Raw genomic sequence first — 15317 nt, forward strand, 5'->3', positions numbered from 1 at the left:
GTTATCCCTGCTTTCTGTTTTTTCTTGATGGACTGTTAGCCGAAAGATTCACAGTCATCGTGATGTGGTTTGTTTGCTGCTTGGCCATGCGGAAAACGGCTTCCAATGTGCTGAATACGTCATGCGCATCCCCGTCAAGCTCGCTCGCGTAATGGACACCCTGTACGAAAGTGCCTTGGGCTTTTGCAATGTCGACAGCCTTCATAATCAATCCCATATAATCCGGCTCGTTCATTGGATAAAGGGCAAATTGGCACGGCGCTTCCGCCTTCAAGCCTCGGACAGCATCTTCATTGACACGCTTATCACCTTTGGAAAGATATGTATCCCCCTGTGTGTCACCTGGGCATCCAATGGAAAACGTGCCGTTCATGACGATGTGTTTATCGCTGTTTGCTGCATAAAGGTAAATGGCTTTTGCAGCATCGAATACATGATCAATCGATCCGCGTAACACAGTGCTGATATGGTCGGTTTTCGTCCATACCTTGGATGTATCTGTTTTTTTCAGCGCAGACTTGATCACACTGATAAAATCATCCGTCATCGGATATAAAGAGAAGCGAAAACCGGCGATTCTGCTTGTACCGCAAATATGCTCCATTTCTTCGACCTCCTGTTTTTTTGGTAAAATAAAAAACTGCATATCCTAAGGGAATATGCAGTCATAGATCGATTAAGCGCACAAAAAAATACACCATTCGGTCAACCTGCACTTCCCCACGCTGGTATTATCCAGATCGGGTCATAAGGGATCAAAGCGCGTTTCTTTCGCGCTTTATCTCAGCCAAAACAGCACCCCTAGTGCTTTCCGTATACAATTTTTTATTTTGACATCATAATAGATGATAAGAATCATTTTGTAAACAACGAAATCATTTTTTTCATATAGGGACGGGAAAGGATGATCAAATTTGGAAAAAGGACACATATTAATTGTGGAAGATGAAGAAAAAATCGCCAGGGTTCTTCAGCTTGAATTGGAATATGAAGGATACAGTGTCACCATCAAACACAATGGCACAGAAGGTCTGGATGCGGCAGCGGAAGGCGGGTATTCCTTGGTGCTTCTTGATGTCATGCTTCCGGGGCTTAGCGGACTGGAAGTGCTGCGCCGCTTGAGAAAAACGGATCCGCAGACACCGGTCATATTATTAACGGCGCGAGACAGTATTCCTGATAAGGTAACAGGTCTGGACATCGGTGCAAATGACTATGTCACCAAGCCGTTTGAAATCGAGGAATTGCTTGCGAGAATCAGGGCGGCACTGCGGCAAAATGGAACAAAAACTGAAGATATCGGCACCTTTCTTACATATGACGATTTGCGGGTGAACGAAAAAACCCGTGAAGTGAGACGCGGAGACAAAGAGGTGGAATTAACGCCGCGGGAATTTGATCTACTCGTCTATATGCTAAAACATCCACAGCAAGTGCTGACACGGGAGCAAATTCTAAGCTCAGTATGGGGGTTTGATTATATCGGTGATACAAATGTCGTGGACGTCTACATAAGATACATCAGAAAAAAACTGGACTATCCTTACGAAAAACAGCTGATCCATACGATTCGCGGGGTCGGCTATGCCATTAAGGGGTAAACGATGAAGCTGAAGACCAAGATTCATCTGTACACATCAATATCACTGTTGATTTTATTAATTTTTGTTCATACCGCAGTATATCTCATTTTTTCGTCTGCGCTGACATCAAAGGATGCATCCCGGCTTGCTGATGAGACAGATAACATTGCTGAAGCGCTGCGTGCCGCTGAAACAGAAGGAGTGGCTTTGCAGGATATGCTGCAGGCCTATCTTCCGGCAAATGGCATGGTGCGTGTAGTGAATGGTGATCAAAAAGCCGTTATGACGATCACAAAAGAAAAAGCCTATAAAGGTTTTCCTCTCTCTTTTCATAGCGGAGAAACGGCAGATGTGAGGAAACATGACGGCAAGCTGTTTGCCGAGGCTGCTGTTCCGGTGATTTGGACCGATGGACAAGTGGTATCTCTTCAGCTGGTTGAAAGGCTTGAGAACCCAGAAGAGAGTCTGTTTCTGCTGAAAATCATCTTAATCGCTGCAAGTGCTGCTGTCTGCATTGCTTCTTTTTTTGCCGGCAGCTTGCTTGCCCGCCGTATCATCAATCCGATCAGACGATTAATGATCACAATGAAAGACATACAGCGAGACAAAGAATTTAAAACGATTTCTTTAGAAGGACAGTCCAACGATGAATTGTATCAAATGGGGCTGACATTTAATGAAATGGCAATGATGCTGAAGGAGCACTATGATAAACAGCAGCAATTTGTTCAAGATGCTTCACACGAATTGAAAACGCCGCTCACCATTATAGAAAGCTACAGCAGCCTGATGAAGCGGTGGGGGGCAAAAAAGCCGGAGGTGCTTGAGGAGTCGATAGAAGCCATTCACTCAGAAGCGGTGCATATGAAAAAACTGACCAATCAGCTATTGGCGCTGGCCAAAAGCCATCAAGGACTCGAGGTTGATCTGAAAACAATCGATCTGATTGAAGCTGCGCGCGCGGTTATGCAAACGCTCCAGTCCGTTTATCAGCGTGACATATTGCTTGAAACAGATAAAGAGAGCCTGCTTGTAAAGGCTGATGAAGAACGCATCAAGCAGCTGTTGACCATTTTGCTTGATAATGCAATAAAGTATAGTGAAAAGCCTATTGAGATGTCAGCCGGAACGAGGAATGGACGGCCGTTTCTATCAGTGAGGGATGAAGGCATTGGAATACCTGAGGAGCATATCCCGCATTTGTTCGAACGGTTCTACCGGGCAGATGAGGCACGAAACAGAAAAACAGGCGGAACGGGTTTAGGCCTTTCCATTGCCAAGCAAATCGCTGATGAGCATGGCATTGAGCTGTCTGTCAAAAGCAAGCCGGGACAAGGAACAGCTGTCACCATGCAATTCAGCGAACAGAATGGGGGAGGCCGATGACTAAAACAATAAAAACAGTATCTTTTGCTGCAGCAGCCATTTTAGTTGTCATCATCTGTACGTTTCTCATCATTCGGCAAACCCATGAGAACGTATTGTCAAAGGAGACTGTCGTAAAAAAAGTCGAAGCCTCTTATGAAGGCAGGGTCACGAAAGCAACACAATCAAAGGATAAAAAAACATATGATATAACCCTTGAAAATCCAAAGGGAACTTACTTTGTAAAAGCAGACGCAATATCGGCTGACATTCTTTCAATGAATAGAGTAAAAGCAGTGAATCCATCTGCCATGACAGAAAAAGAAGCTGAGCACCTCGCGCTTGAGCGGGTGCCGGGAACGGTCAAAAAACAAACACGGCAAAGTCAAGTTGCCACTTATACCATACAAAAAGAAGACGGGAAAACATACGAAGTGAAGGTAGACATGCAGGCAAAAACAGTCTTGTCTGCCGATCACATCAGCAGCAAAGATCAACAAAAAACGCCGATTACGAAAAAAGAAGCCAAAACAATTGCAGAGCGAAAAACGGGCGGAACAGCGGATGACGCAGATCTCGAAGAAAGTGAGGGCACTCTCATCTTTGAAGTAGACGTTGATCTTCCTGATAATAAGGAAGCGACAGTGAAAATCAATGCCTACACAGGAAAGGTAGCTAACATTGTGTATGAAGACTGACGGTTTCTCATCAAATTCTCATCTTGCTCTCGTTTTCCTTTCATGTTGAGTGTGTAAACTGTACTCATACAAAACAAAGGAGGACTCACAAATGCTCAAGAAAAAATGGATGGTCGGTCTTTTAGCAGGATGCCTAGCGGCCGGAGGATTCAGCTACAACGCGTTTGCCAAAGAAAACAATGAAAACAGACAGGCTTCTTCTAAGACGGATGCACTCACTGAACAAGAAGCAGAAGCAATTGCTAAAACAGTTGTTGACGGCACAGTAGAAGACATTGACAGAGACCTTTACAACGGCAAAGAAGTCTATGAAGTGGAGATTGAAAAAGAAGGTGAAGACTACGACGTTTATGTAGATATTCATACAAAACAAGCGCTTAATGACCCGTTAAAGGAGAAAGCAGAACAAGTCGCCATAACCAAAGAAGAAGCTGAAGAAATTGCTTTAAAGCAAACAGGTGGAACCGTAACAGAAAGTAAGCTTGACGAAGATGACGGTGCTTACATCTATGAAATGGAAATCCAAACGAAGCAAGGAACTGAGACAGAATTTGAAATTTCCGCAAAAGATGGACGCATTATCAAACAGGAGATAGATGACTAATCAAAACCCCCGCTGCAGCGGGGGTTTTTCATGATAAGAAACCTTCTTTTGGACAATCTAAGTAGAAAAGGAGGCGAAACGCATGGAAAAGAAAGAGGAGCAATACATCAATCAGGCTGAATATGTCCCTCATCCGACGAAGGAAGGAGAGTATGCCTTATTTCTTCATGAAACGTATCATTTGCTTTCTGAAGATGACGAGACACAAACAACAGAATAAGGGCTTAGGCCCTTGTTTTGTTCCGTAATTGTGATGTAAGCGCATTTATTACTTTTTTGAGTTGACACAGCTTGTTTTTTTCTGTAATCTCAGTGTGTCAATTCAATTAGGAACTTCGTTAGGTGAGGCTCCTGTATGGAGATACGCTGCTGCCCAAAAATGTCCAAAGACGCCAATGGGTCAACAGAAATCATCGACATAAGGTGATTTTTAATGCAGCTGGATGCTTGTCCTATGCCATACAGTGCTAAAGCTCTACGATTGAAGGCGCCCGCACGCTTTTTTTGCCGTGCTTCTTTCACCTTCAATCCCGAAGGCTTTTTTTATGCCTTTAAAACGAAACCAATCAAAGGAGGTGCGGAGTATGGATTCTCCCCATTCGAGTCAATCTGAAGAAGTACCCATATACTATGACAGCAAGACAATTGATTACACGATGAGGAGACGAACTGCCGCACCTTCTGGCGAGGCCGGCACGTCTCCGTAGAGGAGGTACGAGTCCCGATGGTTCAAAACATGACCTATGACGAACTCATTTTACGCATCATTATTTTACTGCGAGACGGGAAAATCAGGGATTTCAGAAGTGTTATTGATGAGCTTCAGCCCTATGACATGGCATTTATTTTTAAAGAAATGCCGGAAAAACACCGCGCCCGCTATTTATCTTATTTAACTGTAGACGATATCACTGATATGATCGGGGAGCTGGAACGCGAATTTCAGCTTGTCGTCTTAAATAAAGTCGGAAAAACAAAAGCAACACTGGCGATGAACAAAATGGACAACGATGACCTCGCTCAATTGCTTGAAGAAATGGACGAAGAACTGAAGGAACAGCTTTTGTCCAGCATGGAAGCGTCAGAGTCAAAAGCTGTACAGCTCTTGATGAATTATCCGGCTGATTCAGCGGGACGCATGATGACAAACCGGTATGTGTGGATTCCTCAGCATTACACGGTAAAAGACGCGGTCGTCAAACTGAAGAGCTTCGCTGAAATAGCTGAATCGATCAACTACTTATATGTTATTAATGAAAGCAAACAGCTGGTTGGGGTTCTTTCCTACCGCGATTTGATTCTGGGTGAACCTGAAGAAAAGGTGCAAGATTTAATGTTTACCCGCGTCATATCAGCAGATGCTCTTCAGGACCAGGAAGAAGTTGCCCGCCTGATTGAACGTTACGATTTTTTGGCAATACCGGTTGTAGAAGAAAACAACGTGCTTGTCGGCATTGTGACGGTCGATGATATTATCGACGTCGTTATTCGGGAAGCTGATGAGGATTACGAAAAATTTGCCGCTTCCGGTAAAGACATCACCTTTGACACAAAAGCTTACGTGGCGGCATACCGGCGCCTGCCATGGCTGATTTTACTCTTGTTTATCGGACTGATTTCAGGAAGCATTATCAGCTATTTTGAAGACGCGCTGAAGCAGGTTGTCGCGCTTGCGTTTTTCATGCCGATGGTGTCAGGGATGACAGGAAATACGGGAACACAATCTCTTGCGGTTGTCATCAGAGGTTTGTCTAAAGAAGAAATGAACAAAAAAACGATTGTGCGCCTGATCTTCCGGGAGTTCAGAACAAGCATTTTTATCGGAGCGGTTTGTTCTGTGCTGATTGCGATTGTTTCTATCATATGGCAGGGGAATGCGCTTTTGGGATTTGTTGTCGCCTCTTCACTGTTCTTAACCTTAATCATCGGCACGATGTCAGGAACGATTATCCCTATTATTTTGCACAAACTGAAAGTGGACCCGGCGATTGCTTCTGGACCGCTGATTACAACGTTAAACGATATTTTATCTTTATTAATCTACTTTGGCATTGCCACTGCATTCATTCACTCATTATAAACGTAAAAAGTCCGTCTCAACTGGGAGCCGGACTTTTAATATTTAACGATTTTTGTACCGAAAGTGAGCATTAAGCTGCCCCTCCAGCATTTTTTTCCGCACTTGCGGATCGTTTTTTAACATCTGTTCTTTTTTGCGCATATCCTTTAAAATCTCTGCCGTCTGTACGCCGTCTTCACGCTTATTGGCGATATCCATCAGCCGCTCCACATCGGCAAAGGAGTATTTTCTTGTCCCCCTTGAAGAACGCTGCGGGTAAATGAGCTTTCGTTCCTCATAATACCTGATCTGTCTTACGGACAATCCTGTCAATTCACTCACAATTCCGATTGAAATCACTTTTTTGTCTTTATAAGAATGATCTTCTGTGGTCATTTTTCCACCCCTGGATGTCTTTTGATAATAGTATATAAAAAACAAAGAGAAAAAACCTGACGCTTGTCATATTTTCTAACATCAAATAGAAGATTTTTGAAAAAATACGGAAGAAAAATTAACAAGAATAATGCGTAACACCCAAGCGCGTTTTATCCTTTATGTAACGAATCAAACGAGGAGGAAGGATAATCATGGAGGAAGAAAAAGCGGTCTCACTGGCAAAAGAAATTATAGAGTTGGATATCAAGCGTGATGAAATGCTGGAGACGTTTATGCAGCTTGCCGGAGAACAGGCTTTTCAATTATTAAGATCGGTTCAAAACGGACAATACCGAAAATCTTCGTAAACATAAATTCTTTACATTAGATTCATACCACGTTCATTTAAAAAGAGTATCTTTTGTATAGGATACCTCAAAATGAAGGAGGACGCTATGAGTAATTTATTGAAATCTGCTTTAGAAAAAGAACGACGCCATTATTCTGAAAAACTCTATCAGATTGGGGTTTATAATAAAGAGGTCATGAACAAAATGACGATTTCTGAGCTTCGGAAAGAATACGCTTATTTCTTTCGAAGCATTACAAATCATAAAAATTATCCTTATACAAGATAATGTATAAGGATTTTTTTGCTTTTAGAAGGAATTTCTCGAATTATAGCGAATACGTATAGTAAGGGACTGAACTCTTATTATATGTAAGGGTTTTCATTATTTTTTTATAAAAATCCTATATACGAGGTAGATATGATGAGATTATCGTTTAACGAAGAAGAAGTTGAGCGTGCGATGAATTTGTACAGAGTTTTTGCAAGGGCTTTCAAAAGTGTGTCCGAACATAGTATCCGTGATAGCAAAGAGCACGGTTTTAATCCCACTGAATTTGCTGTACTGGAGCTCCTGTACACAAGAGGCCCGCAAAAATTACAGCAAATTGGGTCGAGACTTCTGCTTGTAAGCGGAAACGTCACATATGTTATTGACAAACTAGAAAGAAACGGGTTTTTAGTAAGGGAGCAGGACCCGAAAGATAAACGCTCTGTTTACGCACATTTAACTGACAAGGGAAATGAGTATTTGGATAAAATTTATCCGATTCATGCACTGCGTATTGCGAGAGCGTTTTCAGGCCTTTCGCCTGATGAACAGGACCAGCTGATCGTCCTGCTCAAGAAAGCAGGCATACACAGCCAGCATTTGCTGTTTCGTTAACTATTCTACACTCTCTATTTCAGGAGAGTGTTTTTTTGTTTCCATATGATTCTTTTTAAAACATCTTCAATCTTCTTATCAGACATTTCGCCAAGGTATCCATTGACGTGTTTTTTATACTCCTTCATCTGTTCGTTCGATTGAAAAAATGCCGCGATATACTCTTCTGCTTTCTGCATGTCCCAGTTTCTCATATCTGTGACGAGTTTCTTTTCATGTAGAAGGTTTAAATTCATTTCCTCCTGTCCCGGCAGTGCATGATAAATAAATACCGGAAGCCGTTTCTGTAAGCATTCACTGATGGTCACGCCTCCTGGTTTAGTCATGATGCCTGTCGACTGTTCGTACAAACGGTTCATCTCTGCTTTGCTGTGAAGGTAAGGAATCGCCTCAATCAAGGGGTGGTGTAAACTTTTGACATAGGAGTAGAGCTTTTCGTTTCTGCCGCATAATATTTTGTATAAGATCTTTCCGCCTGGCGACAGTTCCTGCACCCATTTTAAAATCCCGCCGACCCCCATACTGCCCCCTGTGATGATGATGGTATATGGCGGATGGTGCTGCAAGGTATCTGCTGATTCCATTTCAAAATTTCGGTGAACTGGAATGCCGGTCAAGTATATGTTGTTCTGATCGATCCCCTCTGATATTAGCTGCTTCTTTACTTCCGTGCTCGGAACAAAATGGTAATCAATGTTCTTCCGTCCCCATAATTGATTCACGAAAAAATCAGTGTATACATTCACAACCGTCAGATTCGGATATTCAGGCTTTAGTCGGTTCAGCAGATAAGAAGGCAGCGCATGTGTGCAGAAGGCGATATCAGGCTGTTTTTCTTGGAGGATGTGTCTCATTTGCTGTGTGAACAGCCATTCGTACATGAAATAGCGTTTGTCATGCTGAAATTCTCCGCAGGCGAGGAGCCTGTAAATGCCGCTGTACGTTTTCGGGAAATATTGAATCCATTTTAAATAAGCCACGGAGGACAATTTTTCTAACCGGCTATACGCATGTGAAAAGATATCAATCTTTTCAGCTGCCAGCCCTTGAGACTCTAATTCAGCCTGCAATGCATCAGCCACATGATGATGGCCGGTGGAAATGCTTAAAAAAGGAAAAATGAGAATGTTTTTCATGACAGTCCTCCTAAAAAAATATGGCAACTATATTTTGAGGAGAACGTTCACAAAATATAAGGGTGTTTTTGATTATGAGGAAGGTGAAAAGATGAAAACCTGTTTCCTTTCCATATGGAGAGTGGTTGACCCGATTTATTTCTTTTTTTCAAGACTGACCTTGGTTGACAAAGATCGTAAAAGCGTCTTTCGAGTCAGGCTGACGAAGTACAAAGGACATCATGTCGTGCTTAGCGACGGAACGCATATAAGAAAAAATGATGTGCTCGTTAAAATCCACCTGCATAACATAAAGCTGATCAGGGAGCTGCAAAGCATTGAGAGCGCAGTCAGAAAGGGAATCATTATTTATCAGAAAGTATATCAATCGATGCCGCTTCTTCTTGACTATATTAACAATCATAAAAAAAGCGAGAAAATCAAAGGAATCATTGGGATTACAATGCTTGACAAAGGTGTGGAAAGGCTCGGCTTTGATGTGATCACCCCGGTGAATCCTTTTTACAGATGCTTTAAAAAAGTGTCCCATGTGCCGATTTTATATTTGACTTCAAAGCCTGTGAGCTTGCGGCATTTACCGAATTCATCCTATTTGTTTATCTCAAAAGAAAAGCTGCAGAAAACCTATCAAAAAAAAGACTGATGCCTCGGTCAGCACAGTCTTTTTTGATTAAATCTGATGAAATGTTACTTCAGGGCGGCTTCCGACACGGATATTTACGCCGGTTTGTCCCAAGCCTTCGCTGATATAAAATGGTTTATCGTGATGATAATGAAGACCTTTAATCATGTTCATTCGCACGAGCTTTCCCATTTTCACCAAATGATACGGTTTTGGCCAGTGAATTTGCCCGCCGTGAAAATGCCCTGACAGCAGGTAATCATAATGAACATCTTTCATATCCAGAATAATATTTGGGTCATGTGTTAAGACAAGATGATAGCCATTTTCCAGACTTTGATAAGAGCCGGTGATATTACTCCGATTCGTACTGTAATCATCAATGCCGATAATATTGACTGGCCCTGCAGCCGTCTCGATTCGAACATGTTCATTTTGCAGCGTGATACAGCCGTTTTCCTCTAAAACTCGCTTCAATCTCTGAAAGTCCTCTTCTTTCAATACATAATCGTGGTTACCGAACACCGCGTACATTCCATATGCAGGCTTTAGCTTTTGCAAGGCGTTCAAGTAACCTGCCAGCTTCGGAATATTACGTTTCCGATCAAGAAAATCCCCGGTAAGAGCAATGATGTCCACAGGCTGATCTTTTGTTAAATGATACAGCTCCTCAGGTGAGACTGAAATGTTTTCCAAGTGAAGATCTGATAAATGAAGGATATTTAATTTTTTTCTGGCTGGAAGGCCGTCTTTTTGGTCGATTGAAATGGTGTTGACTTTCACATCTTTTGTATTGCGGTTCGCTTTATATAGAAATGGCACAAATACGAGTATGGCCAATGAAAGTAAGATTGTAAACAAAATATATCCCCTCCCTTCTATCAGTATAGTAAGTGATCAAGCCCTATGGATAGCGGGAATTAATGGGTAGAGACAGGTTGAAAAACGGATTGTCATATGATGAATGATTTGGAAGGGAAAAGGGATAATAAATTTTGACACATGAGGCAGAACATGCCGACGGAGTCAGAATAACAAATGGATGTGTAAGCAATGTTACGATTGATGAGACAACAAAAAAAAGAAACATATTATCTCTGGATCGCATTATTTCTTCTTTTATTGTATGTATCCCCGCTTTTTATTTTAAAGGAAGATGCCCATATCCGGGTCCACGATAATTTAGATTCCAACATCGCTTGGTACAAGGTTCTGGCCGATAGCGGAGAAATCGTCGGCAAGGTTGACGCTGCCATTCCGCAAATCATTAACGGGCTGCCCCGGGATGCCTTTGGCACCGAGTGGAGCGGAATTGTTTGGCTCCATGCTTTCTTTTCTTCCATGACCGCCTATGCAATAAGCCAGACGGTTACAAGAGTTGTCGCTTTTTTTGGAATGTATGTGCTGCTGAAGAAACATATAATCCCGGAACCAAAAGCGGCTTTCATCCGAATTGGCGTATCGCTTGCATTTGCCTTAACACCGTTCTGGCCTTCGGGAATGCTGAGTACGCTTGGGTACCCTTTGGCACTGTGGGCTTTTTTAAATATCCGAAAAGGGGATGTCTCATGGAGAGAGTGGCTGACGCTGGGCTTGCTCCCTCTATACTCAAGCTTTGTTCTAGGCTTCTTCTTTTTCCTGGCAGGGATGGCGTGTTTTTGGCTGTATGATGCCATTACAAAAAGAAGATGGAATTTGATGTTCTTAGGCAGTATTGCATTTATGACGAGTATCTATCTTTTCGTTGAATATCGGCTTGTCTATTCGATGCTGTTTGAGCACGCACCGATGCATCGTATCGAATTTATCTCATCCAGGCATGACGTTTGGCATTCTCTTCGGCTATCCGTAAAAAACTTTGTCTTTGGCCATAATCATGTGATGACCGTTCATACCGTTGTCATCCTTCCGATCCTGATGGTCGTATTTGCTGCTCTGCTGTTCAAACGAAATCGGACAAAGCCAGAAAATGTTTATCTGTTTTTATGTGTGCTTAATTACGGATTGTCATTATGGTATGCGTTTTGGTTCAACAAAATTTGGGCTGTTCCAAAGCAGAAATTTGCCTTTTTAGCAGAATTTAATTTTGCCCGTTTTCATTTTCTTCGGCCGCTTGTTATATATGTGAGCTTTGCGCTTGCTTTATATCTCATTTGGCGGATGGGGAAAGGGTGGAAATGGCTTGTGTACGCCGCAGTCGCTGCACAGCTGATGGTGTTGGCGCCTTTTAATGAAGAATATACGTATGGCGTTCATTACAACGCGCCGACATTCAGGGAGTTTTATGCATCGGAGCAATTCAAAGAGATTAAGGAATATATCGGACGTCCGCAGGATTCGTACAGGGTGGCGAGCATCGGACTGCATCCGTCTATCGCCCAATATAACGGGTTTTATACGTTAGATACGTATAACAATCTATATCCGCTCTCATATAAATATGAATTTAGGAAAATCATCGAAAAAGAGCTGGAAAAAAATGCTCGGCTGAAACAATATTTTGATGAATGGGGCAGCCGCTGCTACCTTTTTGTCGATGAACTCGGTAAACGATATGATTTCAAAAAGAACTCGAAGAAAACGATCAACAACCTTCAATTAAATACAGATGTATTTAAAAAAATGGGCGGACGGTACATTTTTTCTTCAGTTCCGATCATGAATGCTGAACAAAACCATCTCGCGCTCGTAAAGACGTTTGACCATAAAGATTCCGCCTGGCGCATTTATTTATATGAAACAAGATAAGGAGGATATCGATTGAAACAGTCACAGCCAGTATTAACCATCGTCGTCCCGTGTTTCAATGAAGAGGAAGTGTTTCTAGAAACAAGCCGTCAGTTGACAGAGGTTGTAGATGATTTAATTGAAGAAAAATTAATTGCCGAAGACAGTAAAATTCTGTTTGTCGATGATGGCAGCAAAGACCGCACTTGGGCTTTAATTGCTATGGAGAGCATTAGAAACAAGAAGGTTACCGGCTTAAAATTAGCCTGCAATGTCGGCCACCAAAAAGCGCTTTTAGCCGGACTGCATAAAGCGAAGAATAGGTCAGACTGCGTCATTTCGATCGATGCTGATCTTCAGGACGACATCTCTGTGATCCGGGATTTTATGCTGAAATATCATGAGGGATGCGAGATCGTTTACGGTGTACGCCGGAGCAGAAAAACCGATACTTTTTTCAAGCGCACGACCGCGTTAGGGTTTTATCGTCTCATGAATAAGCTTGGGATTAAATTAATTTATAATCATGCTGATTTTCGTTTAATGAATAAAAGGTCCCTCGAAGAGCTTGAGCGTTATCCGGAAGCGAATCTGTTTTTAAGAGGTATTGTCCCTATGATCGGCTTTAAATCGGCCGAAGTTTTGTATGATCGCAAGGAACGCTTTGCCGGCAAAACGAAATATCCCCTGAAAAAGATGCTATCCTTCGCTTTTAACGGGATTACTTCATTCAGTGTCGCACCAATTCGATTCTTTACGCTTTTAGGGTTTGTTTTGTTTTTCCTCAGCGCTGTGGCAGGGGTTGGCGCGTTTATTCAAAAGCTGCTCGGCCATACGAATGCAGGCTGGGCGTCTCTCATCATATCCATTTGGTTTTTGGGCGGGCTGCAATTGATGGGAATTGGCATCATCGGAGAGTATATTGGAACGATTTTTTCTGAAGTGAAAAGACGGCCGAAATACGCGATTGATATTGATTTGTATAATGAGCAGCTGAGCCCGCTTCAGCGCCAGGAAAAAGAGCGGTTGGAAAAAAAGTACAGTTAAACACGGAAAGAGCTGACTTCATTAGTCAGCTCTTTTTCTTCAACTGATGCAATATGGCGCTAAGCGGTTCGTCTTGCGGGTTGCGGTAAAAATCAAAAAATGGGCAGCCCTGCTTTTTAATTCGATCGATGACCGTATCAATTGTAAACAGAGCGGGTGTTAAAGATGATTGCACCTCATGCCAGTAGAGCGGGGCTGCGACAGTCCCAAGCTCATTTCCTCTCGTCGAATAGGGACAGATAATCGTTTTTCCTTCTGCATGCTGCAAATAATCAAGATACAATTTGCCGTGTCTGTTTTTAATCAAGCGTTCAGTGGTAAATAGCTCGGGAAATGCATTGGTGCAGTACTCTGCGATCAACTGCGTAAATTGGCGTGTTTCTTCATACGTAAACGCCTCGGGAGACAAGGGAATATAAAGCTGGATGCCTTTGTTGCCGGACAGCTTCGGGTACGATGTGATGCCAAAGGAATCCAACAGCCGCTTCAGTTCATTTGCGGCCTGCACGGCCATAAGAAAGTCATCTCGCGAAGGCGGATCTAAATCAATGACAATCTCAGCCGGACGCCTGCTTTTAATGGTTTGAAAAGGAACGTGAAACTCCAAAGCAAGCTGGTTGCAAAGCCATAGCAATGTAGACATATCCTCACAGACAATATGTTCATGGCTTCCATCATAGAAAGATTGAACAAAATCCGGCGCATAGTCCGGCTTGTTTTTTTGGAAAAATGATTCGCTCCTAGATCCATGCGGATAGCGGATGATGGTGACAGCCCGGTTTTTCAGAAATGGGAGCAGGTAGTCACTGACTTCAATCATATACTGAATAAAATCATCTTTTGTTTTTTTATTCTTTTCAAATATGATTTTATCCAGGCTTGTGAACTGGAGCTTTGGGTGAACCGGTTTGGAGTGTCGTATGACTTGCGCATACGTGCATTCGGTCCAGTCCATTTGGAATTCGAAACCGATAAACGATACCTCTCTTAATGTGCCTTGGAGAATTGTTAAGTATTGAACAGCTGCACAAATCGAAGGTTCAAGCGTAAATTCGCCTGAGGGTGTTTGATGTCCGTGCTGTTCCATAATCTCGCGTATAGCGCTTTTTTCCTCATCGCGCATTCCGTGCGAGACAGAGGCAATCGGTGTCATTATTCCGTTTTTTAACACTGATACCGTCAGAAACCCGTTGTTAGGGTTGAACCCTGTTATGCAAACATAAGCTTGTTTAAAGTTTTTATATTTGAGCCAATCGGACGACCGCTTCTTTTCAAGCCATTTGCTGTTTGTTTTCTTCGCTACAATTCCTTCTCCGTCATATTTTATTACCATCTCCCAGAGTTGATCAAAATGATCATAAAAGGGAATGGATTGAATGGTTTCTTTTGCGTAAGGATCTGGAGATGCAGGAAGCTTTACTGCGGATATGAGTTCACGCAGAGATTTTTTGCGGTCCAAATACGAAAGAAGCGTTACATCTTCTCCGCTTCGCTCTAACAAATCAAAGGCGAGAAAGCAGCACGGCCGCGCGTTTGCCGATTCCTGAATCTTGTCTAGCCTTTTCAAACGCCCCCGCACTTGAAGGTGTTCAAAATCTGCACGACAAGGATTCACCAAACATACGATTTCACCATCAAGTGTCAGCGGAAGCTCTTTTTCCATGTGCTGAAAGGCAGTTTTGGCGAATTGTGTGATTTCAGGGAAGGTGCTGCTGAGCTCCACACCATTTCTGCTGGTTAAGGTCACACCTGAAGAATGGATGCGGAGAATACAGCGGTACCCATCATATTTTACTTCGTAACGCCATTCTGCTCCGATTGGCGGTGACGAAGTTAAGACCGGCTGCATGGTAAACGCCATGG

The 15317-nt window shown here is 42.7% G+C and carries 18 protein-coding genes and 2 riboswitches; of the genes, 13 read left to right on the forward strand and 5 right to left on the reverse strand.

Going from position 1 to position 15317, the window contains the following annotated elements; translation table 11 throughout:
• Position 1: 1 nt before the first annotated feature.
• The gene (gene thiU, locus ACFVP7_RS07820) at positions 2 to 604 is read right to left on the reverse strand and encodes an HMP/thiamine ABC transporter substrate-binding protein ThiU (protein WP_396583145.1); all 603 of its coding nucleotides are present in this window, start codon (positions 602 to 604) and stop codon (positions 2 to 4) included.
• Positions 605 to 700: 96 nt separating this feature from the next.
• Positions 701 to 813, reverse strand: a riboswitch (TPP riboswitch).
• Positions 814 to 914: 101 nt separating this feature from the next.
• Between thiU and ykoG the strand changes: the two genes are divergently transcribed.
• The 7 genes from ykoG to mgtE all read left to right on the forward strand — a co-directional run bounded on the left by ykoG (position 915) and on the right by mgtE (position 6330).
• Positions 915 to 1601: a two-component system response regulator YkoG gene (gene ykoG, locus ACFVP7_RS07825; protein ID WP_038428855.1), complete on the forward strand. Its 687-nt coding sequence runs from the start codon at positions 915 to 917 to the stop codon at positions 1599 to 1601.
• Positions 1602 to 1604: 3 nt separating this feature from the next.
• Positions 1605 to 2969, forward strand: a complete 1365-nt coding sequence (ykoH, locus tag ACFVP7_RS07830) for a two-component system sensor histidine kinase YkoH (RefSeq protein ID WP_396583146.1) — start codon at positions 1605 to 1607, stop codon at positions 2967 to 2969.
• Positions 2966 to 3646 carry a PepSY domain-containing protein gene (locus ACFVP7_RS07835; RefSeq protein ID WP_070548873.1) on the forward strand — a complete coding sequence of 227 codons (681 nt, stop codon included), beginning with the start codon at positions 2966 to 2968 and terminating at the stop codon, positions 3644 to 3646. Before ykoH ends, ACFVP7_RS07835 begins: the two co-directional genes overlap by 4 nt.
• A gap of 91 nt (positions 3647 to 3737) precedes the next feature.
• Positions 3738 to 4250, forward strand: a complete 513-nt coding sequence (locus ACFVP7_RS07840) for a PepSY domain-containing protein (RefSeq protein WP_014479606.1) — start codon at positions 3738 to 3740, stop codon at positions 4248 to 4250.
• 82 nt (positions 4251 to 4332) lie between these two features.
• Positions 4333 to 4470: a transcriptional regulator SplA domain-containing protein gene (locus tag ACFVP7_RS07845; protein ID WP_003218541.1), complete on the forward strand. Its 138-nt coding sequence runs from the start codon at positions 4333 to 4335 to the stop codon at positions 4468 to 4470.
• Between the two features lie 107 nt (positions 4471 to 4577).
• Positions 4578 to 4743: riboswitch (M-box (ykoK) riboswitch) on the forward strand.
• 91 nt (positions 4744 to 4834) lie between these two features.
• Positions 4835 to 4957, forward strand: coding sequence for a hypothetical protein (locus ACFVP7_RS07850; RefSeq protein WP_009967087.1), 123 nt, complete (start codon positions 4835 to 4837; stop codon positions 4955 to 4957).
• 17 nt (positions 4958 to 4974) lie between these two features.
• The gene (mgtE, locus tag ACFVP7_RS07855) at positions 4975 to 6330 is read left to right on the forward strand and encodes a magnesium transporter (RefSeq protein WP_003232543.1); all 1356 of its coding nucleotides are present in this window, start codon (positions 4975 to 4977) and stop codon (positions 6328 to 6330) included.
• A 42-nt stretch (positions 6331 to 6372) separates the two neighbouring features.
• Here the strand turns inward: mgtE and tnrA are convergent, their stop codons facing one another.
• A complete protein-coding gene (tnrA, locus tag ACFVP7_RS07860) occupies positions 6373 to 6705 on the reverse strand; it encodes a MerR family transcriptional regulator TnrA (RefSeq protein ID WP_003232541.1) in 333 nt (110 codons plus the stop codon).
• Positions 6706 to 6899: 194 nt separating this feature from the next.
• On the opposite strand from tnrA, the gene ACFVP7_RS07865 reads away from it, so the two are divergent.
• The 3 genes from ACFVP7_RS07865 to ACFVP7_RS07875 all read left to right on the forward strand — a co-directional run bounded on the left by ACFVP7_RS07865 (position 6900) and on the right by ACFVP7_RS07875 (position 7922).
• Positions 6900 to 7055 (forward strand): hypothetical protein, encoded by a 156-nt coding sequence (locus tag ACFVP7_RS07865; RefSeq protein ID WP_003232538.1) that lies wholly within the window; start codon positions 6900 to 6902, stop codon positions 7053 to 7055.
• Positions 7056 to 7142: 87 nt separating this feature from the next.
• Positions 7143 to 7325 carry a stress response protein YkoL gene (gene ykoL, locus ACFVP7_RS07870; RefSeq protein WP_003245766.1) on the forward strand — a complete coding sequence of 61 codons (183 nt, stop codon included), beginning with the start codon at positions 7143 to 7145 and terminating at the stop codon, positions 7323 to 7325.
• 132 nt (positions 7326 to 7457) lie between these two features.
• On the forward strand, positions 7458 to 7922 hold the full coding sequence (locus tag ACFVP7_RS07875) for a MarR family winged helix-turn-helix transcriptional regulator (RefSeq protein WP_003232536.1): 465 nt from the start codon (positions 7458 to 7460) through the stop codon (positions 7920 to 7922).
• Between the two features lie 14 nt (positions 7923 to 7936).
• On the opposite strand, the gene ACFVP7_RS07880 is transcribed toward ACFVP7_RS07875, so the two are convergent.
• The gene (locus ACFVP7_RS07880) at positions 7937 to 9058 is read right to left on the reverse strand and encodes a glycosyltransferase (RefSeq protein WP_396583147.1); all 1122 of its coding nucleotides are present in this window, start codon (positions 9056 to 9058) and stop codon (positions 7937 to 7939) included.
• 91 nt (positions 9059 to 9149) lie between these two features.
• On the opposite strand from ACFVP7_RS07880, the gene ACFVP7_RS07885 reads away from it, so the two are divergent.
• Positions 9150 to 9701 (forward strand): YkoP family protein, encoded by a 552-nt coding sequence (locus tag ACFVP7_RS07885; protein WP_031314982.1) that lies wholly within the window; start codon positions 9150 to 9152, stop codon positions 9699 to 9701.
• A gap of 27 nt (positions 9702 to 9728) precedes the next feature.
• On the opposite strand, the gene ACFVP7_RS07890 is transcribed toward ACFVP7_RS07885, so the two are convergent.
• Positions 9729 to 10541, reverse strand: a complete 813-nt coding sequence (locus ACFVP7_RS07890) for a metallophosphoesterase (RefSeq protein ID WP_003245342.1) — start codon at positions 10539 to 10541, stop codon at positions 9729 to 9731.
• A 192-nt stretch (positions 10542 to 10733) separates the two neighbouring features.
• Between ACFVP7_RS07890 and ACFVP7_RS07895 the strand changes: the two genes are divergently transcribed.
• On the forward strand, positions 10734 to 12428 hold the full coding sequence (locus ACFVP7_RS07895; protein ID WP_396583148.1) for a DUF6044 family protein: 1695 nt from the start codon (positions 10734 to 10736) through the stop codon (positions 12426 to 12428).
• Between the two features lie 12 nt (positions 12429 to 12440).
• Positions 12441 to 13454 (forward strand): glycosyltransferase family 2 protein, encoded by a 1014-nt coding sequence (locus ACFVP7_RS07900; RefSeq protein ID WP_396583149.1) that lies wholly within the window; start codon positions 12441 to 12443, stop codon positions 13452 to 13454.
• 25 nt (positions 13455 to 13479) lie between these two features.
• On the opposite strand, the gene ACFVP7_RS07905 is transcribed toward ACFVP7_RS07900, so the two are convergent.
• Complete coding sequence (locus ACFVP7_RS07905; RefSeq protein ID WP_396583150.1) at positions 13480 to 15315, reverse strand: DNA ligase D; 1836 nt, start codon at positions 15313 to 15315, stop codon at positions 13480 to 13482.
• Between the last annotated feature and the right edge of the window lie 2 nt (positions 15316 to 15317).

The organism is Bacillus sp. SG20033 (genome assembly GCF_044570195.1).
Lineage (GTDB): Bacteria > Bacillota > Bacilli > Bacillales > Bacillaceae > Bacillus > Bacillus subtilis.

What these genes read in the sequence shown, in the direction of transcription:
- ACFVP7_RS07880 (WP_396583147.1), bottom strand. Translation starts at nt 9,058, where the DNA reads ATGAAAAACATTCTCATTTTTCCTTTTTTAAGCATTTCCACCGGCCAT.
- tnrA (WP_003232541.1), bottom strand. Translation starts at nt 6,705, where the DNA reads ATGACCACAGAAGATCATTCTTATAAAGACAAAAAAGTGATTTCAATC.
- ACFVP7_RS07895 (WP_396583148.1), top strand. Translation starts at nt 10,734, where the DNA reads ATGTTACGATTGATGAGACAACAAAAAAAAGAAACATATTATCTCTGG.
- mgtE (WP_003232543.1), top strand. Translation starts at nt 4,975, where the DNA reads ATGGTTCAAAACATGACCTATGACGAACTCATTTTACGCATCATTATT.
- ACFVP7_RS07865 (WP_003232538.1), top strand. Translation starts at nt 6,900, where the DNA reads ATGGAGGAAGAAAAAGCGGTCTCACTGGCAAAAGAAATTATAGAGTTG.
- ACFVP7_RS07840 (WP_014479606.1), top strand. Translation starts at nt 3,738, where the DNA reads ATGCTCAAGAAAAAATGGATGGTCGGTCTTTTAGCAGGATGCCTAGCG.
- ACFVP7_RS07850 (WP_009967087.1), top strand. Translation starts at nt 4,835, where the DNA reads ATGGATTCTCCCCATTCGAGTCAATCTGAAGAAGTACCCATATACTAT.
- ykoH (WP_396583146.1), top strand. Translation starts at nt 1,605, where the DNA reads ATGAAGCTGAAGACCAAGATTCATCTGTACACATCAATATCACTGTTG.
- ACFVP7_RS07905 (WP_396583150.1), bottom strand. Translation starts at nt 15,315, where the DNA reads ATGGCGTTTACCATGCAGCCGGTCTTAACTTCGTCACCGCCAATCGGA.
- ACFVP7_RS07835 (WP_070548873.1), top strand. Translation starts at nt 2,966, where the DNA reads ATGACTAAAACAATAAAAACAGTATCTTTTGCTGCAGCAGCCATTTTA.
- ACFVP7_RS07875 (WP_003232536.1), top strand. Translation starts at nt 7,458, where the DNA reads ATGATGAGATTATCGTTTAACGAAGAAGAAGTTGAGCGTGCGATGAAT.
- ACFVP7_RS07845 (WP_003218541.1), top strand. Translation starts at nt 4,333, where the DNA reads ATGGAAAAGAAAGAGGAGCAATACATCAATCAGGCTGAATATGTCCCT.
- ykoL (WP_003245766.1), top strand. Translation starts at nt 7,143, where the DNA reads ATGAGTAATTTATTGAAATCTGCTTTAGAAAAAGAACGACGCCATTAT.
- thiU (WP_396583145.1), bottom strand. Translation starts at nt 604, where the DNA reads ATGGAGCATATTTGCGGTACAAGCAGAATCGCCGGTTTTCGCTTCTCT.
- ACFVP7_RS07885 (WP_031314982.1), top strand. Translation starts at nt 9,150, where the DNA reads ATGAAAACCTGTTTCCTTTCCATATGGAGAGTGGTTGACCCGATTTAT.